26 protein-coding genes are annotated in these 19,412 nt (G+C 71.0%); 12 read left to right on the top strand and 14 right to left on the bottom strand.

The window, feature by feature from the left end:
* Nucleotides 1–82: 82 nt before the first annotated feature.
* Nucleotides 83–484, bottom strand: a complete 402-nt coding sequence (locus AB0N82_RS14020; protein WP_315992940.1) for a DUF3054 domain-containing protein — start codon at nt 482–484, stop codon at nt 83–85.
* Nucleotides 485–597: 113 nt separating this feature from the next.
* Between AB0N82_RS14020 and AB0N82_RS14015 the strand changes: the two genes are divergently transcribed.
* A complete protein-coding gene (locus tag AB0N82_RS14015; protein ID WP_363392370.1) occupies nt 598–1,023 on the top strand; it encodes a VanZ family protein in 426 nt (141 codons plus the stop codon).
* A 23-nt stretch (nt 1,024–1,046) separates the two neighbouring features.
* Here AB0N82_RS14015 and AB0N82_RS14010 read toward each other — a convergent pair whose 3' ends face one another.
* Together AB0N82_RS14010 and AB0N82_RS14005 are read right to left on the bottom strand one after the other, a co-directional pair.
* Nucleotides 1,047–2,129 (bottom strand): HAMP domain-containing sensor histidine kinase, encoded by a 1,083-nt coding sequence (locus AB0N82_RS14010; protein ID WP_315992938.1) that lies wholly within the window; start codon nt 2,127–2,129, stop codon nt 1,047–1,049.
* On the bottom strand, nt 2,122–2,790 hold the full coding sequence (locus AB0N82_RS14005; protein WP_315992937.1) for a response regulator transcription factor: 669 nt from the start codon (nt 2,788–2,790) through the stop codon (nt 2,122–2,124). The genes AB0N82_RS14010 and AB0N82_RS14005 overlap by 8 nt, the downstream gene beginning before the upstream one ends.
* A 57-nt stretch (nt 2,791–2,847) precedes the next feature.
* On the opposite strand from AB0N82_RS14005, the gene AB0N82_RS14000 reads away from it, so the two are divergent.
* Together AB0N82_RS14000 and AB0N82_RS13995 are read left to right on the top strand one after the other, a co-directional pair.
* The gene (locus tag AB0N82_RS14000) at nt 2,848–3,351 is read left to right on the top strand and encodes a metallophosphoesterase family protein (protein ID WP_315992936.1); all 504 of its coding nucleotides are present in this window, start codon (nt 2,848–2,850) and stop codon (nt 3,349–3,351) included.
* Nucleotides 3,352–3,435: 84 nt separating this feature from the next.
* Entirely contained in the window at nt 3,436–4,038 is a 603-nt protein-coding gene (locus tag AB0N82_RS13995; protein ID WP_363392367.1) for a M15 family metallopeptidase, read from the top strand.
* Nucleotides 4,039–4,180: 142 nt separating this feature from the next.
* Here AB0N82_RS13995 and AB0N82_RS13990 read toward each other — a convergent pair whose 3' ends face one another.
* The 3 genes from AB0N82_RS13990 to AB0N82_RS13980 all read right to left on the bottom strand — a co-directional run bounded on the left by AB0N82_RS13990 (nt 4,181) and on the right by AB0N82_RS13980 (nt 6,045).
* Nucleotides 4,181–5,296, bottom strand: coding sequence for an acyl-CoA desaturase (locus AB0N82_RS13990; RefSeq protein ID WP_363393321.1), 1,116 nt, complete (start codon nt 5,294–5,296; stop codon nt 4,181–4,183).
* Between the two features lie 244 nt (nt 5,297–5,540).
* Entirely contained in the window at nt 5,541–5,744 is a 204-nt protein-coding gene (locus AB0N82_RS13985; RefSeq protein WP_013583139.1) for a cold-shock protein, read from the bottom strand.
* 16 nt (nt 5,745–5,760) lie between these two features.
* Nucleotides 5,761–6,045, bottom strand: coding sequence for a hypothetical protein (locus AB0N82_RS13980; protein WP_315992934.1), 285 nt, complete (start codon nt 6,043–6,045; stop codon nt 5,761–5,763).
* Between the two features lie 229 nt (nt 6,046–6,274).
* On the opposite strand from AB0N82_RS13980, the gene AB0N82_RS13975 reads away from it, so the two are divergent.
* Nucleotides 6,275–6,625 (top strand): biopolymer transporter Tol, encoded by a 351-nt coding sequence (locus AB0N82_RS13975; RefSeq protein WP_363392365.1) that lies wholly within the window; start codon nt 6,275–6,277, stop codon nt 6,623–6,625.
* A gap of 52 nt (nt 6,626–6,677) precedes the next feature.
* The gene (locus AB0N82_RS13970; RefSeq protein ID WP_363392363.1) at nt 6,678–7,169 is read left to right on the top strand and encodes a pyridoxamine 5'-phosphate oxidase family protein; all 492 of its coding nucleotides are present in this window, start codon (nt 6,678–6,680) and stop codon (nt 7,167–7,169) included.
* Between the two features lie 67 nt (nt 7,170–7,236).
* Here the strand turns inward: AB0N82_RS13970 and AB0N82_RS13965 are convergent, their stop codons facing one another.
* On the bottom strand, nt 7,237–7,365 hold the full coding sequence (locus AB0N82_RS13965) for a hypothetical protein (protein WP_315992931.1): 129 nt from the start codon (nt 7,363–7,365) through the stop codon (nt 7,237–7,239).
* 111 nt (nt 7,366–7,476) lie between these two features.
* Between AB0N82_RS13965 and AB0N82_RS13960 the strand changes: the two genes are divergently transcribed.
* Complete coding sequence (locus AB0N82_RS13960; protein ID WP_315992930.1) at nt 7,477–7,632, top strand: DUF2256 domain-containing protein; 156 nt, start codon at nt 7,477–7,479, stop codon at nt 7,630–7,632.
* Nucleotides 7,629–9,068: a cryptochrome/photolyase family protein gene (locus AB0N82_RS13955; RefSeq protein WP_363392360.1), complete on the top strand. Its 1,440-nt coding sequence runs from the start codon at nt 7,629–7,631 to the stop codon at nt 9,066–9,068. The genes AB0N82_RS13960 and AB0N82_RS13955 overlap by 4 nt, the downstream gene beginning before the upstream one ends.
* Nucleotides 9,069–9,245: 177 nt before the next feature.
* Here the strand turns inward: AB0N82_RS13955 and AB0N82_RS13950 are convergent, their stop codons facing one another.
* The gene (locus tag AB0N82_RS13950) at nt 9,246–9,461 is read right to left on the bottom strand and encodes a DUF2945 domain-containing protein (RefSeq protein ID WP_315992928.1); all 216 of its coding nucleotides are present in this window, start codon (nt 9,459–9,461) and stop codon (nt 9,246–9,248) included.
* Nucleotides 9,462–9,643: 182 nt separating this feature from the next.
* Here AB0N82_RS13950 and AB0N82_RS13945 point away from each other — a divergent pair, with 182 nt between their 5' ends.
* Entirely contained in the window at nt 9,644–11,173 is a 1,530-nt protein-coding gene (locus tag AB0N82_RS13945) for a catalase (protein ID WP_363392358.1), read from the top strand.
* A gap of 95 nt (nt 11,174–11,268) precedes the next feature.
* On the opposite strand, the gene AB0N82_RS13940 is transcribed toward AB0N82_RS13945, so the two are convergent.
* Genes AB0N82_RS13940 through AB0N82_RS13930 form a run of 3 tightly spaced genes read right to left on the bottom strand, consistent with a single transcriptional unit; the run spans nt 11,269 to nt 13,501 of the window.
* Nucleotides 11,269–11,862, bottom strand: a complete 594-nt coding sequence (locus tag AB0N82_RS13940) for a hypothetical protein (protein ID WP_363392356.1) — start codon at nt 11,860–11,862, stop codon at nt 11,269–11,271.
* Between the two features lie 32 nt (nt 11,863–11,894).
* A complete protein-coding gene (locus AB0N82_RS13935) occupies nt 11,895–12,728 on the bottom strand; it encodes an endonuclease/exonuclease/phosphatase family protein (protein ID WP_363392354.1) in 834 nt (277 codons plus the stop codon).
* A complete protein-coding gene (locus tag AB0N82_RS13930; protein WP_363392352.1) occupies nt 12,728–13,501 on the bottom strand; it encodes a glycosyltransferase in 774 nt (257 codons plus the stop codon). Before AB0N82_RS13930 ends, AB0N82_RS13935 begins: the two co-directional genes overlap by 1 nt.
* A gap of 117 nt (nt 13,502–13,618) precedes the next feature.
* On the opposite strand from AB0N82_RS13930, the gene AB0N82_RS13925 reads away from it, so the two are divergent.
* From AB0N82_RS13925 to AB0N82_RS13915, 3 genes are read left to right on the top strand one after another with little or no spacing between them, the layout of a single operon-like run.
* Entirely contained in the window at nt 13,619–14,362 is a 744-nt protein-coding gene (locus AB0N82_RS13925; protein ID WP_363392350.1) for a sulfurtransferase, read from the top strand.
* 1 nt (nt 14,363) lies between these two features.
* Entirely contained in the window at nt 14,364–15,317 is a 954-nt protein-coding gene (locus AB0N82_RS13920; protein WP_363392348.1) for a membrane dipeptidase, read from the top strand.
* The gene (locus AB0N82_RS13915) at nt 15,314–15,814 is read left to right on the top strand and encodes a GNAT family N-acetyltransferase (protein ID WP_363392346.1); all 501 of its coding nucleotides are present in this window, start codon (nt 15,314–15,316) and stop codon (nt 15,812–15,814) included. The genes AB0N82_RS13920 and AB0N82_RS13915 overlap by 4 nt, the downstream gene beginning before the upstream one ends.
* 49 nt (nt 15,815–15,863) lie before the next feature.
* Here the strand turns inward: AB0N82_RS13915 and AB0N82_RS13910 are convergent, their stop codons facing one another.
* From AB0N82_RS13910 to msrB, 3 genes are all read right to left on the bottom strand, one after another.
* Nucleotides 15,864–17,099, bottom strand: coding sequence for an NAD(P)/FAD-dependent oxidoreductase (locus AB0N82_RS13910; protein WP_315992920.1), 1,236 nt, complete (start codon nt 17,097–17,099; stop codon nt 15,864–15,866).
* Between the two features lie 190 nt (nt 17,100–17,289).
* Complete coding sequence (msrA, locus tag AB0N82_RS13905) at nt 17,290–17,844, bottom strand: peptide-methionine (S)-S-oxide reductase MsrA (RefSeq protein ID WP_315992919.1); 555 nt, start codon at nt 17,842–17,844, stop codon at nt 17,290–17,292.
* A gap of 44 nt (nt 17,845–17,888) precedes the next feature.
* Entirely contained in the window at nt 17,889–18,347 is a 459-nt protein-coding gene (msrB, locus tag AB0N82_RS13900) for a peptide-methionine (R)-S-oxide reductase MsrB (protein ID WP_315992918.1), read from the bottom strand.
* 192 nt (nt 18,348–18,539) lie between these two features.
* Between msrB and AB0N82_RS13895 the strand changes: the two genes are divergently transcribed.
* Nucleotides 18,540–19,367, top strand: a complete 828-nt coding sequence (locus AB0N82_RS13895; protein WP_315992917.1) for an SDR family NAD(P)-dependent oxidoreductase — start codon at nt 18,540–18,542, stop codon at nt 19,365–19,367.
* Nucleotides 19,368–19,412: the final 45 nt, after the last annotated feature.

Genomic DNA, 19,412 nt, shown 5'->3' with positions numbered 1-19,412 from the left:
CGGTCCGGCATCCCGGTGGCGCGTGCGTTCCGGACGTCGGCTGCCAGGACCGGGGCGCCGACGCGAAGCGACCGGGTGGGGCTCAGAGCGGTCGCGTCGCGGTCCGTCGTCCCCGTCCGATGAGGCGCGCGATCCCGCGCCACCCGAGCAGGAACAGCGCGAGCGTGACGGCCGCGACGATGACGAACGCCACCGCGACGCCCTGACCGCTGACGGCACGCAGCACCATGCCGAGGATCACCGTGACGGCCCAGACGGGCAGCCCCGTGCGGACGAGCGCGACCGGGCCGCGCCACGCCCGTGACACCAGCCAGCCGACGAGGAGGGCGACGAGGAAGGGCCAGGCCGTCGTCGCGAGCCCCGAACCGAACGGCCCGAGCACGTCGCCGTCATGGGTCGCCCGCCCGATGGCGGCGAAGACGGTCACGAGGACGGCGTCCACGAGGAGAGCGAGGGCGGCGGGGGAGCGGCGGGTCGATGGCACGCCTCCATTCTCGCCGTCTCGCGGGCCCGCCTATCGCCGACGTATCGACTCCCGCAGACGCCGGGGCAACACGCCGCGCGATGGGCTGGTGATTCGTCGACCCGGAGGTTCTCATGACAGATAGCCGCGCACCGCTGCTCACCCCCGCCCGCGTGCTGGGCGCCACGGGGGTCTTGGCCGTGACGGCCGCGCTCACGCTCGCGCCGCGCTCGATCGCGTGGCCGGCGCGCTCCCTCGCCCTCGATGTGCTCGATCGGCTCCCGCCGGTGTGGACCGAGGTGCTGTTCGGCTGGGGTGTCGATGTGGCCGTGAACATCGGATTCTTCATCCCCCTCGGTGCGGCGGTCGCGCTGCTGCTCCCGCTGCGGTGGGCGCCGGCATCCGTGGTCCTGGGGGCGGCGGTGTCGGCCACGATCGAGATCGCGCAGACCGTCATCCCCGGGCGTGTGCCGGACCCGAGCGATGTCGTGGCCAACACCGCCGGAGCACTGATCGGAACGGTCGTGGTCGTCGGGGGCAGGCTGCTCGCACGTCGATGACGCGCGCGCCGCTCGCGCCGCGATCAGCGCGGCAGACGAAGCCGCGCGTAAAGGCCCCCGCCCTCGCGCGGCCAGAGTTCGAGCACTCCGTCATGCGCGCGCGCGACCGAGGCGACGATCGCGAGGCCCAGCCCCGTCCCGTCCCCACGCCCGCGCGTCCGGCCGGCGCCGCGCACGAACGGCTCCGGGAGCGTGGCGACGAGGGCGTCCGTGAGCGGAGCCCCGGTGTTGGCGACGTCCACGAACACCTCGGCGGCATCGCTGTGCACGCCCACGCGCACCCAGCCGCCCGGGACGTTGTGCACGACGGCGTTGCGCACGAGGTTGGTCACCGCTTGGGCGAGGAGCGTCTCGTCGCCATGGGCCGTCACCTCCGAGGCGGTCTGCGCCGTCAGCGCGACACCGGCGTCGTGAGCGCTTGACTGCGCCTCGACGACGGCCGCCCGGACGACGGAGCCGACATCGACGGAGCCGCGCGGCAGAGGCGTCGTGCTGCCGGCGCGCGACAGCAGGAGCAGCGCTTCGGTGAGTCGGATCGCACGTTCGTTGGTGGTGTCGAGCCGGTCGAGGAGCGTGTCGATGTCGACCCCGGCCGGATCGGCACGCGCCACCTCCAGCATGGTGCGCATCGTCGCGTGCGGCGTGCGCAGCTCGTGCGACGCGTTCGCGGCGAACCGCTTCTGCTCGCGGAGGGTCTCGCCGACACGTTCGAGCATCGCGTCGAAGGTGTCGGCCAGATCGGTGAGCTCGTCGCGTCGGCCGGGCTGGGCGACGCGCCGTTCCAGATCGCCGCCCTGCACGGCGCGGGCGGTGTCGGTGATGCGGGTGAGAGGCCGCAGCATGATGCCCGACACGACCCACCCGCCGCCGAGGCCGACGACCGCGAGGCCCGCCACCGTGTACCAGGCGTATCGCACGAACGCCTCCGTCAAGTCTCCGCGCGCGGGGGTGAACGCGCCGCTGTCGGAGAAGAGGTTCCCCTCCGGCAGGAAGCGCAGCACGAGGAACCCGAGCGCGAAGACGGCGACACCGACGATCACGACGAACGCGGCGTAGCTCAACGTGAGCTTGACGCGCACCGACAGGCCGGGTGCGCGCTCATCCATCGAGCGGACCCATGCGGTAGCCGACGCCCGGAACCGTCTGGATGAGCCAGGGCTCGCCGAGGCGCTTGCGGAGCGTGGAGATGGTGATGCGCACGGCGTTCGTGAACGGGTCGGCGTTCTCGTCCCACGCGCGCTCCAGCAGCGCCTCGGCGCTGACGACCCCGCCCCTCGCGGTCATCAGCACCTCCAGCACCGCGAACTGCTTCCGCGTCAGCGAGACGTATCGACCGTCGCGGTAGACCTCGCGGCGGAACGGGTCGAGGCGGATGCCGTCCTGGTCGAGCACCGGTGGGGCGGAGGCCGCAGGGCGCCGGGCGAGAGCCCGGAGGCGCAGGACGAGCTCGCGCAGCACGAAGGGTTTGGTCAGGTAGTCGTCGGCGCCGCTCTCGAACCCCGACGCCTTGTCGTCGAGGCGGTCGGCCGCGGTCAGCATCAGGACGCGGGGCGCGGTTGCACGGGCAGCCAGGTCCCGCGCGATCTCGTCGCCGTTCGGGCCCGGGATGTCGCGGTCGAGCACCACGACGTCGTACGCGGTGTAGCCGAGCAGTTCGAGAGCGGTGTCGCCGTCGCCGGCGATATCGGCGGCGATCGCCTCGAGCCGGAGGCCGTCACGGATCGCCTCGGCGAGGAAGGGTTCGTCCTCGACGATCAGCACGCGCATCCCGTCATCGTAGGCGGGCGGGGATATCGCCGACGTATGCGTCGGTAGCGTGGACGCATGCCGACGCGACTTCTGCTCCTCGCCGACACGCACGTGCCGAAGAGGGCCCGAGCTCTCCCCACGGCGGTGCGGCGGATGGCATCCCGGGCCGATCTCATCGTGCACGCCGGCGACTGGGTCGAGGAGAGCGTGCTCGACGATCTGTCGGCGATCGGACCCGTGCTGGGGGTCTGGGGCAACAACGACGGGGACGGCCTGCGGACGCGTCTGCCCGAGGTGGCCCGTGCCGAGATCGACGGGGTGCGCCTCGCCGTGGTGCACGAGACGGGCGCCGCCGCGGGGCGGGAGAAGCGCATGGATGCCGCCTACCCCGACACGGACGTGCTCGTGTTCGGGCACAGCCATATCCCGTGGGACTCGCTGACCCCCGCGGGACTGCGGCTGCTCAACCCCGGCTCGCCCACCGATCGGCGCCGCCAACCGGCGTGCACGGTCATGACGGCGACGCTGTCGGACGGCGCCGTCCGCGACGTGCTCCTGCACGAGGTCTCGCGCGACTGATCGTGACCGGTCCGGACGGGACTATCGCCGTCGTATGCCCGGCGGCATACGCTCCGGCAACGGTCGTCGCGATCGACTGGTGGCATGCGTTCGTCCCGGTCTCCACGCCCCGTCCGTCGTCGCCTCCTCGTGCTGCTCGTCGGCGCCGGCGGGGCGATCGTCGTGCTCATCGTCGCCCTCGTCGTCCTGTCGACGGTGACCGCGTCGTCGTTCGTCGCGGGGATCAGCGCTGCGGTTCCGTTCCCGCCGACCGAGGCCGACGGCATGATCCCGGATGCCGAGCCGTTGACGCCGGCCGATGACGGGCATCCGGCACTGGGACGCCTCGACGCCGAGCTGCTCGAGGCGTTGCGGGCCGCGGCGGAGGTGGCCGACGACGACGGCATCTCGTTCGACATCACCAGCGGATGGCGAAGTGAGGCCTATCAGCGCTGGCTCCTGCAAGAGGCGATCCGCACCTACGGCAGCGAGGAGGTGGCTCGCGAATTCGTCGCGACTCCCGAGCAGTCCAGCCACGTGACCGGGCACGCCGTCGACATCGGATCGCTGGACGCCCAGCTGTGGATCATCGAGCACGGCCGCGAATGGGGCCTCTGCCAGACCTATGCGAACGAGAGGTGGCATTTCGAACGGGCGACGACGGACGGCGGCGAGTGTCCTCCGCCGCTCGCGGATGCGCGCGGGTGACGGCGCCCGCCCGAAGGTGCACCCGCGTGCGTGAAGGGGTGGCGTTCTCACCGCCCTCGATCACCGCGCGCTCGAACAAGCCCGGCCGCGGAGAACGACGGCGCCGCGCCCCGGAGGGCACGGCGCCGTCGTTCGACGGGGATCACTCCGCGTTGAGGTGGCGCGCCGCCGAGGTCATCGGGCACTCGAACGGGTCGCGGGCAGCGAGGCCCACCCGGTTGAGGTACCGGATGACGATCCCGTAGGACTGGAACAGCGTCGTCTCGACGTAGGGCACGTCCAGCGTCGCGCAGTGCTCGCGCACGATGACGCGGGCGCGGCTGAGGTGCGGGCGCGGCATGTTCGGGAACAGGTGGTGCTCGATCTGGTAATTGAGCCCGCCCATGAGCCACGTGGCCCACCAGCCGCCCGAGACATTGCGCGAGGTGCGCACCTGCTTGCTGAAGAAGTCGAGCTTCGCGCCGGGCTCGATGACCGGCATCCCCTTGTGGTTGGGCGCGAAGGACGCGCCCATGTAGATGCCGAACACGGCGACCGAGACGCCGAAGAACGCGAATGCGAGGCCCACCGGCAGGAAGACGAAGATCGGGGCGATGAAGATCGTGTGGCGCAGGGCGAGCAGGCCGAGCTCCTTCCAACGGTCCTTGTTCTCGCCGCGCGAGAGCAGGTGACGGAGCGCCAGGACGTAGAGGTTGATGCCCTCGAAGGCCAGCAGCGGGAAGAAGAGATAGCCCTGGCGCTGCGTGATCCAGCGCTGCACGCCGCGCGCCTTGGCGGCGTCGACGTCGAGGAACGAGATCGTGTCGATCTCGATGTCGGGGTCTTTGCCGACGCGGTTCGGGTTGGCGTGATGCCGGGTGTGCTTCGATGCCCACCACGAGCGGCTCATGCCGACGATGCCGTTGCCGATGAAGAGGCCGAGGCGGTCGTTGGCGGGGCCGGAGGCGAAGATCTGCCGGTGGGCCGCCTCGTGCGCGAGGAAGGCGACCTGCGTGAACAGGATGCCGAGGACCGCGGCGATGATCAGTTGGAACCAGCTGTCGCCGAGAAGGATGAAGCCGGTGATGCACCCGGCGAACCCGAGCACGATCGCCACGGCGACACCCGCGTAGAACCGCGGGGTGCGTACGAGCAGCCCGCTCTCGCGGACCACCTGCGACAGCTCCGTGTAGGCCTTGGTGATCGGGGGGAATTCCTTGGTTCCGGAATAGGTCTGACGTACGGGGCCGAGGCGGGACTCGGCGACGGGGGTAGCGATCTGCTGCTCCTCGGGTGTGCGTTCTACGGAGGTCGGGCCGACGGCTTCCCGACCCGAGGTTCACATTACGGGTCGCCGTATAAAGGCCCCGGAATACATCCACATGTGCAGGAGCCTCACGGGAAACGGAAACATCCGCGCGTGCGAGCGCCCCCGCGACGGCCGGGCCGCCGCCGCCCGGAAACGACGAAAGCCGGGGCGTCGCGTCGGCGACGCGCCCGGCTCTCGTGCAGAGGAGCGGAGCTCAGAGGGGGCGGATGTTCGCCGCCTGCATGCCCTTGGGGCCCTGCTCAGCGTCGAACTCGACCTTCTGGGCCTCGGTGAGCTCCTTGAAGCCGTTGCCCTGGATCGCGCTGAAGTGCGCGAACAGGTCGGCCGAGCCGTCATCGGGAGCGATGAAGCCGTAGCCCTTTTCGGAGTTGAACCATTTCACGGTGCCAGTGGCCATCGTGTTCTTCCTTTATTCATGTTGGGCCGCAGATGCGACCGTGGGTGCCGCTCCGACGCGTGCGGAGCGGACGGGGACGCCGCGGCACCGAATCGGTGACACGGACGCGGTGCCCGTCGACCGCGGCCTGAGCCGCGACGACGGACGCGTGGACGCCGAGGTTCTCGCCGAGCGGACCTTGGGCTTCGTAGCCCGAGGTGGCCGCGCCGACGAAACCGGCGTAGTCGGATCCGGCCGTCGCGACGTAGACGTCGAGATCGGCCTGGCGCCACGACAGTGGCGAAGGGTGAAGCAAAGACACAAGAACTTTCCGCGAGTGCGACGCGAGGACCGAGGCCGTCGAGCGAGGCACGCGATGGGTGAGGGAGGGAATGCTGTCGGAAACGGCTCGGCGCCGTGCGCCCGGCATCTCAGCGATGAGGCGGGCGTCGATGAAGCAAGTCCCAGAACGAATACCTCCAGGCTAGCACGGATGCCCGAACGCCGCCCGGGAACTTTCGACGGCCGGCGCGGTGCGCTGGACTGGGCGCATGGCATCCACCGATCCGGCCGCGTCCGACGACGAGCGCTGGCTGGTCATCGACGGCAGGCGGTGGCGTCGGACGGACCCGTCGCTTCCGGAGGATCTCGCCACGGCCCTGCGCTCCCACCTGGGGAGGGCGCGTGCGGCGGTGCGCGTGGCGAAACGCGACGGGGATGACGACGCCACGGCCGACGCCCGGTCTCGCGTGGGGCTGGCCAAGGCCGGGTTGGGCGAACGAGGGCCGAAGTGGTGGGACGACGAGGTCGCGGCGCGGCTGTCGCGGGCGCGCGAGGCGCTGGCCGAGCTCGACCGCCTCGCCCCTCCGAGAGCAGACGGTGCGCCCGCCGTCAACACGTAGCGCGTCGAGGATCGAACCGCTGGGCTGGGACCTCCACGATCGAGGGAGAGTCATGTCATCCACTGTTTCCGAGCTGGAGAAGCTCAACGAACTGCTGAAGAAGTTCCGCTTCGCCATGGTCACCACGCGGGCCGAGAACGGCGACCTGCACGCTCACCCCCTCACCGTGCAGGAGACCGAGTCCGACGGAGATCTCTGGTTCATCGTCGGGACGCACGCCTCCGCCGTCGAGCACGTGCGTCGGGACCCGAAGGTGGGGTTGTCGTTCAGCACCGACGGCACGTGGCTGTCGCTCGCGGGGGAGGCCGAGGTCGTCGACGACCTCGCCAAGCTCAAGGAGCTGTGGTCGACGAGCGTCGAGGCGTGGTTCCCGGACGGCCCCGAGGCGCCGGGCGTGACGCTGCTGAAGGTCTCGACCTTGACGGGGGAGTACTGGGGCAGCGCGGGTGGGCGCATCGCGACGGCGATCGCGCTCGTGACGTCGAAGGTGACGGGTGATCGCCCGCGCGGCGGCGAGAACGAGACGTTCGACCTGACCGACTGACGACCCGACCGGGGCGGTGCCGATCCACCGGCACCGCCCCGACCCGCGGGTGCGGGGAGAGGCGGCCTCAGCCGCCGGAGGGGTTGTCGACGGGGGTGTCGTCGTCGTCGGTCGTGGGAACCGACGGTGCGTCGGCGGTCTCGAGCTCGTCGGGCTCGTCAGCGGTGTCGGGGGTGCGTTCGGCGAAGGTGTCCATGACGGCACCCGACCACTCGTCCGATCCAGGCGCACGGGCCTTGCGCGCAACGGTTCGTCGTGAGAGCGCAAGCCCCCGAGTCGGGCCCCGGCGCTTTGCGACGATGACGGCATGTCACGACCCGAAGTGCGCTCCAAGCCCTGCGCGTATTGCGGCCGCCCGTTCAGCGACCGCAAGCGCTGGAGCGGACGCGATCAGTGGGACCAGGTGTTGTACTGCTCGCGCGGATGCCGGTCGAAGGCCGCAGCTCAGAGGCGCAGCGCATGAAGGCCGCGCTGATCCTGGCGACCCAGCAGTTCGCCGAGCACCCCGCGTACGTCGACGACGAGGTCGAGGAGTTCTTCTTCATCGAGTCGGCACCGCGGTTCGCGAAGCTGCCGTACCACCGGCACAAGATCGTGCTGCTCGTGTCGGCCATGCGGCACACGGCGGCGCGGCTGGAGGCCGAGGGCCGGACCGTGCGGCGCATCACCCTCGACGACGACCTGACGTTCAAGGCGGGCCTCGAACGCCTGCTGAAGAAGCACCACGTGTCGCGGTTGACCTGGATGAGCGACCCGAACCGTCCCGTCGACGAGCGCATCGCGCGGATCTGCGCCGACCACGACGTCGACACGGACGTGCTCTCGGACGGGCTCTTCCTCACGCCCGAGGAGGACGTGGACGGCTGGTTCGCGGAACACCCCACGCCGCTCATGGAGGACTTCTACCACTGGCAGCGCCGGCGCACCGGCATCCTTATGGACGGCGGCAAGCCCGCGGGGCGTCGCTGGAACTTCGATGCCGACAACCGTAAGGCCCTGCCGAAGAAGGGCGTCGAGATCCCGCCCCTGCCGCAGCTCGCGCACGACGAGATCACGCGCGGGGTGATCGCGGAGGTCGATGAGCTGTTCCCCGAGCACCCGGGCGCGGCGGAGGAGTTCTGGCTCCCGGTGACCCCCGAGGACTCCCGCGACTGGCTCGACGTCTTCGTCGCGGAGCGCTTGCACGACTTCGGCCGCTACGAGGACGCGATGAAGGCCGACGAGCCGTTCCTCTTCCACGCGATCATCTCGCCGATGCTCAACATCGGGCTCCTGACCGTCGAGGAGGTGGTCGCCGCAGCCACCCGCACGGACGCCCCGCTGGCATCCGTCGAGGGGTTCGTCCGCCAGGTGATCGGATGGCGCGAGTACATGCGCGGCATGTACCGGGCACACCCGAAGCTCGAGCACGTAAACGCGCTGCACCTCGAGCAGCGGATCCAGAAGTACTGGTATTCGGGGGAGCGGATGCCGAAGGACCTGCCGATCCCGGTGCGCACGGTGCTGGAGCGCGTGCACCGGTGGGGGTACGCGCACCACATCGAGCGGCTGATGGTGCTCGGCAACTGGTTCCTCCTGCAGGGCTACGCGCCGCGGCAGGTGAACGCGTGGTTCCTCGCGCTGTTCGTCGACGCGTACGACTGGGTGATGGTGCCCAACGTCATGGGCATGAGCCAGTTCGCCGACGGCGGGTTCGTTGCCACCAAGCCCTACGTCTCGGGCGGGGCGTATCTGCAGAAGATGGGCTCGTGGTGGCCGTCGGCGCAGGATGCCAAGGACTCGGCGTTCACCGAGGCGTACTGGGAGTTCCTCGAGCGGCACGAAGACGTGCTGGCGGGCAACCACCGGCTGGGGCTCGCGCTGGCGCAGATGAGGAAGCGGCGCGACGCGAAGGAGTAGCGATGGGTGCCGGTCCTCGACGGTCTCGCGGAGCGGAGGTGCCTGAGCCTGTCGACGTCACCGGGTGCCGTGTGGGCCCGGTCCCTTCGACAGGCTCAGGGGCCTCTGCGGCGGCCCGGGTCCTTCGGCGGGCTCAGGACCGGGGTGGTCGCTGAGCCCGCCGTCGCGACCGCGCGGTCAGCTCTTGAGCTTGTTCAGCGACGAGCCCTTGTGCGCCGCGGTCGAGCCCGACTTCTCCGACTTCACGATGTAGGCCGGGTCGTCCTCGGACGCCGTGAACTTCTGGCCGTCGTGCTGGAAGTCCTTCGTCTTCTTCTCCACGACCTCGCCCTGGGTCTTGCCCTGCGGGGTGTCCCAGCTGACGCGATCGCCCTTCGACAGATCCTTCGACATGTCATGTCCCTTCGGTTCGTGTGGGGCCATGGTTTCGAGGCCGCGGGGACGTCCGCGGGGGATTGACAGCCCCCGGACAGTAAGTGCTTCGCGCGCGAAGCGCAACACCCCCTCGATGTCGGAGGGGGTGCGTAGCGTCGTCGTGGGCCCTTCGTTTCGCGGCCCACGACGTGAGGAGAGCCATGACCGAGCCGACCACCACGAACGGCGGCGCACCCGTCGCCAGTGACGAGCATTCGCAGAGCGTCGGAGCCGACGGCTCGATCGCGCTGACCGACCACTACCTGATCGAGAAGCTCGCGCAGTTCAATCGCGAGCGCGTCCCCGAGCGCGTCGTGCACGCGAAGGGCGGCGGAGCGTTCGGCACCTTCCGCACGACCGGCGACGTCTCGGCCTACACCCGGGCCGCGTTGTTCCAGCCCGGCGTCGAGACCGAGATGCTGGCGCGCTTCTCGTCGGTCGCCGGCGAGCAGGGCAGCCCCGACACGTGGCGCGACCCCCGCGGGTTCTCGCTGAAGTTCTATACGACCGAGGGCAATTACGACCTCGTCGGCAACAACACCCCCGTCTTCTTCGTCAAGGACGGCATCAAGTTCCCCGACTTCATCCGGTCGCAGAAGCGCCTCCCCGGCAGCCACCTGCGCGACAACACCATGCAGTGGGATTTCTGGACGCTCTCACCCGAGAGCGCCCACCAGGTCACGTGGCTCATGGGCGACCGCGGCATCCCGGCGTCCTGGCGGCACATGAACGGCTACGGCTCGCACACCTACCAGTGGATCAATGCCGACGGCGAACGGTTCTGGGTCAAGTACCACTTCCACACCGACCTCGGCCACAAGACGCTCACGCAAGACGAGGCGGATCAGATCGCGGGCCAGGACGCCGACTTCCACATCCGCGACCTGTACGCGGCGATCGAGCGGGGCGAGTTCCCCACGTGGACGCTGAAGGTGCAGATCATGCCCTACGAGGATGCCAAGACCTACCGCTTCAACCCGTTCGACCTGACCAAGGTGTGGCCGCACAGCGACTACCCCGAGATCGAGGTCGGCACGATGGAGCTGAACCGCAACCCGGGTAACTACTTCGCCGAGATCGAGCAGGCGGCCTTCGAGCCGTCGAACTTCGTGCCCGGCATCGACGGCAGCCCCGACAAAATGCTGCAGGCGCGCATCTTCAGCTACGCCGACGCGCACCGCTACCGCGTCGGCACCAACTACCAGCAGCTGCCGGTGAACCGTCCGCACGCCGAGGTGCACTCGTACTCGAAGGAGGGCGCGATGCGCTACGAGTACAACCCGCCCGAGGTGCCCGTCTACGCGCCGAACTCGGTGGGCGGACCCGCGGCCGACCCGCGACGCGCCGGCGACGGCGGCTGGCACAGCGACGGCGAACTCGTGCGGTCGGCGGCGACGCTGCACCCCGAGGACGACGACTGGGGTCAGGCGGGTGCCCTCGTGCGCGAGGTCATGTCGGCCGAGGAGCGCGACCGTCTCGTCGAGACGATCGTCGGGCACGTCGGGGGAGTGACCCGGAAGGACGTCCGCGATCGTGCCGTGCAGTACTGGAAGAACGTGGATGCCGAGACCGGATCGCGCGTCGAGGCGGGCCTCCCGCCGCTCGAGGACTCGACCGCTCCCGGCGAGCAGCTGAGCGAGCCGAACCCCGACGGCGACCTCGTGGGAACGGACGTCGCCGGCACCATCTGAGTCGGCCATCTGAGTCGGCACCGTCGACGGCGAACGCGCCGGTCCCCTCGGGGGCCGGCGCGTTCGCGTCCGTGCGGTCCCGCCGGGGCGGGGCGTCAGAGAGCGGCGCGATCCGTGCGCGTGAGGCGCCAGCGGGAGGCCAGCACTCCGGCGATCAGCGCTCCCGCGCCCCCCGCGATCATGTCGCCGATGGTGTCGTCGTACGTGACGAAGATGGCGTCGGTGATGAAGCGGTAGCCGAACCACTCGACCATCTCCCACACGGCGCTGAGCGCGAGCCCCGCCGTCGTGGCGACGAGGATCGGCGTTCGGCGCCGGCCGGTCGGCTCGATCACCCGAGCGTCGTCGAGGAGCACGAGCGCGACGGCGGCCAACACTCCCGTGCATACGGCGTGGACGATCAGATCCCACCCCGTCCACGCGCGGTACAGGTCGAGGACGTTGCTGCCGGCCGCGATGAACACGGTGACGCACGTGACGAGGTCGAGTCCGGAGCGCAGGCCGATCATGCGCGAGAGCATCACCGCGGGCAGTGACATCGACAGCACGGCGAAGTCCGTGAACGGCAGGGCGAACAGCGAGACGATCACGATCACGATCGCGGCCGCGCGCACCGCGTCGGCGAGCCAGTCGGTGACGCTGCGCGGCGGGCGCTTGAGGTTGGCGTACATCGCCGAGAGCAACGGCATCCGCTGCTTTTCGGACGGCGCGCGGTGAGCGGTCACCGTGGGCTCCCGACGGGGATGCGTACCACGGCCTGCACGGGGAGGTGGTCGCTCGGCCACTGCGTCCCGGTGGGGCGGGGGTCGATGCCCACGGCGCGCACCCCGACCTCGGGGGTGGCCAGCAGCGCGTCGATGCGCCGAGCGCCGACCCGCGGGGTCGCGTAGTTGTTGAATGTGCCCCACTCGGCCGACCGCCGCGCGTGGGCGTACGACCAGGTGTCGACGAGCAGTGCGTCGGCGAACATACCGGCGAGCTCGCCCGAGCGCACGTGCGCGTTCACGTCGGCGGTGAACAGCAGCGGTCCCGCCTCGGCGGCGACCAGATCGTGCAGCCAGGTGGCCGACCGCCGCCGCGCGCGCCGCGAGAAGGCGTCGAAGTGCGTGTTGACGAAGGTGAAGCCCGCGCCGGTGGCGAGGTCGCGCAGGTGCGCGATCACGGCGATACGCGGGATCGTGTTGCCCCACCCGGTCGATCCGGGCACCTCGGGGGTGTCGGAGAGGGCGACCTGGCGCCAGTCCTCCACCCCGATGCGGTCGCGGTCGTAGAACAGCGGAGTGCCCTCGCCGCCCCGGTCCTTGCCGCGCCCGAGACCGAGGCGCCCGTAGCTCGAGCCCAGGGAGTCCTGCACCCACTGCGCCTGGTCGGGCATCGCCTCCTGCGAGCCGAGGAGGTGCGGACGGTTCGCGCCGAGGAACGTGCGCAACCGCTGCTTGCGCATCGGCCAGCGGTCGGCGGGCGGCCAGGTGATGCGGTCGAAGCGTCGGCGGATGTTGAAGCTCATCACGTGCAGGTCGGGAGCCTCGACGTCGGGAAACAGGATGCCGGCCATCAGCGCGCCCCCTCGCTGAGGGGGCGCACGGCACGCCGGCGGGCCACACGCACCCACCGGGCGACCGGGAAGTCCCGCGGCCAGTGCGCGAACACCGTGCCCGCGCCGCGGCGGAAGCACCGCGCGAACCGCCCCGGCTCGACGGTCCGCGATGACACGCGCATGTGGTGCCCCGGGACGTGGCGGATGCGGTGCCGCTCGCCGAGGTGGTAGGCCAGGTCGAGGTCGTCGTGCAGCTCGGGGTCGAGGTGCACCTCGGCACGCACGTCCTCCCACGCCCGCCGCCGGAACGCCATGTTCGACCCCCACAGGGGCGCGTGACCGAGGGCGGGGACGGCGAAGGCGGTGTAGGTGCCGAGGAAGGCCCGGGCCATCGCCACGCGCCCGGCCGCCGGGCCGTCATGGAACACGGCACCGCCGGTGACGGCATCCACGTCCGTGTCCTTCAGCGCCTCGACCATGCTCGCCACCCAGGTCGCCGCGGGGATGCTGTCGGCGTCGAGCCGGAGGATGAGGTCGCCCCGCGCGGCGTCGTAGCCCGCGGCCGCAGCGGCAGGGATGCCGCGCTCGCCGCAGAAGACCACGCGCGCCCCCGCGCCGCGCGCGACGGCGGCGCTGTCGTCGCGGGAGTCGTTGTCGACGACGACGATCTCGTCGGGGGCGAGGGTCTGCGCGGCGAGCGCTCCCAGGCACCGCCGGAGGTGCGCGGAATCGTCGCGGACGGGGATGACCACGGAGACGGTCACGGTCGACGGCACGGGGCCAAGGGGCACGCTTCCTCCCGGGGACGAGTCCTCCCACGCTAGGCGATCGACGCGGGGCGTTTCCCGGCTTGACGCCGGCGTCGCACGATGACACGCGCACGTGCGGGCTTTCGTAGGGTGGAGGTCATGGCATCCGCATCCACCCTGAACGTGTCGGCGTACCTGTTCACGCCGCTCGACGACCCGGCAGCCCTCCGGGACGCACTGCGCGAGCAGGCCGGGGCGCGGGGGCTGCGCGGGACGATCCTGCTGGCCGAGGAGGGGATCAACCTCTTCCTGGCGGGGTCCGCCGACGAGGTGCGCGGTTTCGTCGACGATCTCCGGACCGATGCGCGTTTCGCGGCCCTGCAGACGAAGGAGAGCTGGTCGGAGGCCGTGCCCTTCGGCGCACTGCGGGTGAAGGTGAAGCGCGAGATCATCCGCATGGATCGCCCCGAGGTGCGTCCGCAGGACGGCCGGGCACCCGCCGTGAGCCCGGAGACCCTGCGCCGGTGGCTCGACCGTGGCAGCGACGACGACGGTCGCGAGGTGGTGCTCGTCGACACGCGCAACGCTTTCGAGGTCGACTACGGCACCTTCGCCGGGGCGCTGGACTGGCGCATCGACCGGTTCACCCAGTTCCCGGCTGCCGCGAGCGCGCACCGCGACGAGCTCGTCGGCAAGACGGTCGTGAGCTTCTGCACCGGCGGCATCCGCTGCGAGAAGGCGGCGCTGTACCTGCGGGACGAGGGCGTCGAGGCGTACCAGCTCGACGGCGGCATCCTCGGGTGGTTCGACGCGCAGGGCGCGGCGCACTGGAGCGGCGACTGCTTCGTGTTCGACGAGCGCGAGGCGCTCGACCCCGCGCTCGCCGCGCGGGTGGGGGCCTGACGTGATCTGGGACCAGCACGCGTGCGCCGAGCTCGTCGAGACCGCCGACCTGACCGAGCTGCACCGCTATCGCGGCGGCGGGGGCGGCCTGGTGTCGCTGAACGTCGGCTTCGCCCCGCACGGCCCCGAGGTCGCGGCATCCGTCCTTCACTCCTTCCGTGCGCAGGTCGAGGCGATCGAGGGGCTCGCGCTGGCGGCATCCGTCGAGGACGTCGACCGCATCGCCGCCGCCGGGGACACCGCGGTGGTGTTCGACCTCGAAGACGTCGCCCCCCTCGGGGGAGACCTCGGCGCGGTGGCCGCTCTCACGGCCCTGGGTGTGCGCACCCTCGGGCCGGTCTACAACCACGCCAACGCCGCCGGCGGCGGGTGCCTCGACGCGATCGACGACGGCCTCACCGCGTGGGGTCGCGATCTCGTCGCCGAGATGAACGTTCGCGGCATGGTGCCCGACGGCTCGCACGTGGGGGCGCGCACCACCTTCGACATGTGCGCGGTGTCGACCCGACCGGTCGTCTTCAGCCACTCCAACCCGCGCGCCGTGTGGGATCACCCGCGCAACATCACCGACGATCAGGCCCGCGCCGTCGCCGACACCGGGGGAGTGGTGGGCGTGACCGGCGTCGGCATCTTCCTCGGGCCCAACACCCCGACGCTCGAGGCGATGGTGCGCCACATCGAGCACGCCGTCGGAGTCGTCGGCATCGCGCACGTGGGCGTGAGCACGGACTTCTCCTTCGACTGGGAGACCTTCCGCGACGTGCTGGCGACGAGCCCCGAGCTCTACGACGCCAGCTACACCGCGTGGGGACCGGTCGAATGGATGCCGCCGGAGACCTTCGTTCAGCTCGGCGGCGCCCTCGCGGCGCGGGGCTGGGCCGACGCCGACATCGCCGCGGTGCTCGGCGGGAACTTCCGCCGCGTCGCCCTCGAGAGCTGGGAGGCTCACGCATGACCGCATTCCCCGACGACGCCGTGCTGCGCCGTGCCCGACCCGGTGACGAGGACGGCATCCTCGCCTGCATCCAGGCCCTCGCCGACTACGAGAAGGAGCCGGATGCCGTCGAGAACACCGCGGCGATGATCACCGCGACGCTGTTCGGCGACGAGCCGCGCGCGTTCGCGATCGTCGTGGCCGGCCCCGACGACGATATTCGCGCGATCGCGATCTGGTTCCTCACCTACTCCACGTGGACGGGCACGCACGGCATCTGGCTCGAGGACCTCTACGTGCACGAACAGTACCGCTCGCACGGGTACGGGGTCGCTCTGCTCTCGGCGCTCGCCGAGGAGTGCGTGCGGCGCGGGTATTCGCGCCTGGAATGGACGGTGCTGGACTGGAACGAGCCGGCCATCGGCTTCTACCGTGCCCTCGGAGCCGAGGCGCTGGAGGAGTGGACGACGCGCCGGGTGACCGGCGAAGCGCTGCAGGCGCTGGCTCAGCGGGGATGACGCAGCGTCCACGTCGAACCGCGCCCCGGCTGACCGGGGCCACGCCGGTTCACCGCCCGAGGTCGGCCCGTACCGCCTCCGCGGCCCGCTGACCCGACACGAGCGCGCCCTGGATCGACGCCGTGTCGCGGTGATCCCCGGCGACGTAACGGCCGTCGCCGAGCCGCACGGGACGCCGCCGTCGCAGCGGTGGATCCTGCACGGGGAGGGCTCGGGCGATGTCGTCGCGACGCAGCAGGCGCCAGGGGCGGGTGTCGGCATCCCAGATCTCGGCGAGCTGGCGACGGATGCCGCTCTCCGACGCGTCCGAGGGCAACACGCACGTCGCCTGGATGAGGTGCTGCCCCCGCGGCGCGTAGGTCGGGGCGGTGTTCGTCATCACCGCGGTGTTCACCACCGGGCCGCGACGACGGCCGTCGACCCGGAGCGCGCCGTCGTCCGTCGGTGCCTCGTCGGCGGCGAACCACCACGTCTGCAGGCCCCGCGGCGCGGCGAGCGACACGTCCAAGGCCGGGTCGAGACCGGTGGCGAGGATCACGGCGCGGGCGGTCACGGCATCCTGACCCTCGATGCCCACATGCCAGCCGTGCGCTCGCCGCCGGGTCGAGACCACGCGGTGCGACAGGCGGATGCCGGCTCCCGCTCGCCGGGCGGCGTCGGCGAGCTGCGCGGGGAGGGCGCCGATGCCCGCGGCGGGAACGCCCGGGCGCCCGAGCGCGAAGCTGCGGATGAGCAGGCGGACGAACGCGTCGGAGGTCTCCTGTCGGTCGTCGGCGAGCACGCCGGCCAGGAAGGGTTCGAGCACGGCCTCCCGCAGGGGTCCGCGCAGGCCCGCCCGGTCCCACGCCTCGGCGAGAGCGCGGTCGTCGCCGGTCTTCGCCGCCCGGGCGGTCAGGACGGTCGGACCCGCCCACCGAGCCAGGGCGAGGACATCCGTCGGCCGCACGAGTCCGCTCGCCAGCGTCTCGGCCAGCGACGACGGATGCCGCAGCGGGTGCGCGAGCCGCGCCACCCGGTCGTCGAGTCGCACGCCGACCGCCACGGGAAAGCGCCGCAGCGCCAGCGCGTCGACGTCGACCCAGCGTCGGATCGCGGGATAGGCCGGGTTCAGCACATGGAAGCCGAGATCGAGGCGGAATCCGTCGACGACGTCGGTGCGCTCCCGCCCTCCCACGGCGTCCCCGGCCTCGAGGACGACGACGTCGCGTCCGGCCTCCGCGAGGCGGGTCGCCGCGCGCAGCCCCGCGAGGCCCGCACCGACCACGATGACGTCGTACTCGCTCATGCCGAGAGCCTACGAAGCGCCGTCGTCCCGGCCGTCGGGCTTGCGCGCGTGGCGCCGGATCCTCGAGTGTCCGGAACACGCCGCATCGCGCGAGGGCGTCCGGCGTGTCCGGGACGCTCGACGGCCTGCAGGTCATCGCGGGGGACGCGAAAGGGCCCGGATGCCGTGGCATCCGGGCCCTCTCGATTCGTTACGCGGAGGCTTCCTCACGCTTGGGCAGCACCCAGCCGGGGCGCACGAAGTGGCACGTGTAGCCGTTCGGGATGCGGATCAGGTAGTCCTGGTGCTCGGGCTCGGCCTCCCAGAAGGGCGCCTCCGGCTCGATCGTGGTGACGACCTTCGCCGGCCAGATCCCCGATGCGTCGACATCGGCGATCGTGTCGCGCGCGACCTTCTCCTGCTCGGACGAGAGCGGGAAGATCGCCGAGCGGTAGCTCGTGCCGATGTCGTTGCCCTGGCGGTTCAGGGTCGACGGGTCGTGGATCTGGAAGAAGAACGCCAGGATGTCGCGGTACGTGGTCTTCGCGGGGTCGAAGACGATCTCGACCGCCTCGGCGTGGCCGGGGTGGTTGCGATAGGTCGCGTGGTCGTTCTGCCCGCCGGTGTAGCCGACGCGCGTGTCGAGAACGCCCGGCTGGCGACGGATGAGGTCTTCGACGCCCCAGAAGCAGCCGCCCGCGAGGACGGCGGTCTCGGTGCCGGGGCGGCGGGTGATCTCGCCGGTGTCGGAAGGTCCGCTGGTCATGCTGGTGCTCCTTTTGCGGTCACGGGTGAAGAGGGTGAAGAGGTTCATGAGGCCCGGCTCTCGCGGAACAGGGGGAGGTAGGCGCCGTAGCCCTGCGCCTCGAGCTCCGCGACGGGGACGAAGCGCAGAGCGGCCGAGTTCATGCAGTATCTCAGGCCGCCGGCCTGGCGCGGGCCGTCGTCGAAGACGTGTCCGAGGTGGCTGTCCGCCCCGGCCGAGCGCACCTCGGTGCGCGTCATCCACAGCGTCCGATCGGTCTTCTCCACGACGGCGACGTCGTCGATGGGCTTGGTGAAGCTCGGCCAGCCCGAGCCGCTCTCGAACTTGTCGGTCGAGGAGAACAGGGGCTGCCCCGACACGACGTCGACGTAGATGCCGTCCTCGTGGTTGTCCCAGTACTCGTTGCGGAACGGCGGTTCGGTCGCGTCGTCCTGCGTGACGGCGAACTGGCGGTCGGTGAGGCGGCTCAGCGCCTCCGACGTCTTCCGGTACTCCGTGCTCACGGTTCGTGTCCCTTCGTCATGGCGACCGGTGTCGGCCGTCACAGAAGAGAACGTCGACCGTGCCGGATTTGGTCCCGCCGGGCTGGGAGCGGCCTGTGAGTTCTGTGACGGACTCCGGATGCCGGGGGCAAGCCCCGCCGTCGACGTCGAGGCCGCCGTTAGCGTGGCTGCATCACGACCCAGGAGGCACCCATGACCCGCACCATCGTCATCACCGGCGCGAGCGACGGCATCGGCGCCGCCTCCGCGAAGCAGCTCGCGCAGCTCGGCGAGGAGGTCGTGGTGGTGGGGCGCAATCCCGACAAGACCGCGCGCGTCGCGCGGACGCTCGGCGTGGACTCGTTCGTCGCCGACTTCAGCGATCTGGCCCAGGTGCGCGAGCTCGCGGCATCCCTCCTCGAGCGGTACCCGCGCATCGACGTGCTCGCCAACAACGCCGGGGGCGTGTTCGGCGAGCGCACGCTCACCACGGACGGATACGAGACGACGTTCCAGGTGAACCACCTCGCGCCGTTCCTGCTGACGAACCTGCTGCTCGAGCGCCTCATCGACTCCGACGCCTCGGTGATCCAGACCTCCAGCGCCGCGGCGAAGCTCTTCCCGCGCTTCGACATCGACGACCTGCAGGGCGCTCGCCGCTACTCCTCCACGAACGCCTACGGCAATGCCAAGCTCGCGAACGTCCTGTTCACCAAGGAGCTGAACCGCCGGTTCGGCGACCAGGGCCTGTCGGCGGTGGCCTTCCACCCCGGGGTGATCGCGTCGAACTTCGGGGCCTCCAGCAATGGCCCGTGGAAGTTCCTGTACGGCGGCCCGTTGGCGCAGCGCCTGATGACCTCGACGTCGGTGGGCGGGGCGCGATTGACCTGGCTCGCACTCGGCAAGCCCGGCGTCGATTGGGAGCCGGGCGGCTTCTACGCGAACAACAAGCCCGCGAAGACCAACAAGCTCGCCGACGACCCCGCCGTCGCGAAGCAGCTGTGGGAGCGCAGCGCGGCGCTCGCGGACCTCGCCGGCTGACGCGAGAACCCGGGCCAGAGTGCCGGGGTGATCGGGAAGCGGAAG

Source organism: Microbacterium sp. NPDC089186 (assembly GCF_040685115.1).
GTDB classification, from domain to species: Bacteria; Actinomycetota; Actinomycetes; order Actinomycetales; family Microbacteriaceae; genus Microbacterium; species Microbacterium galbum.
Note: the sequence above shows the minus strand (reverse complement) of the source record. Positions and strands in the feature narration are given on the sequence as shown.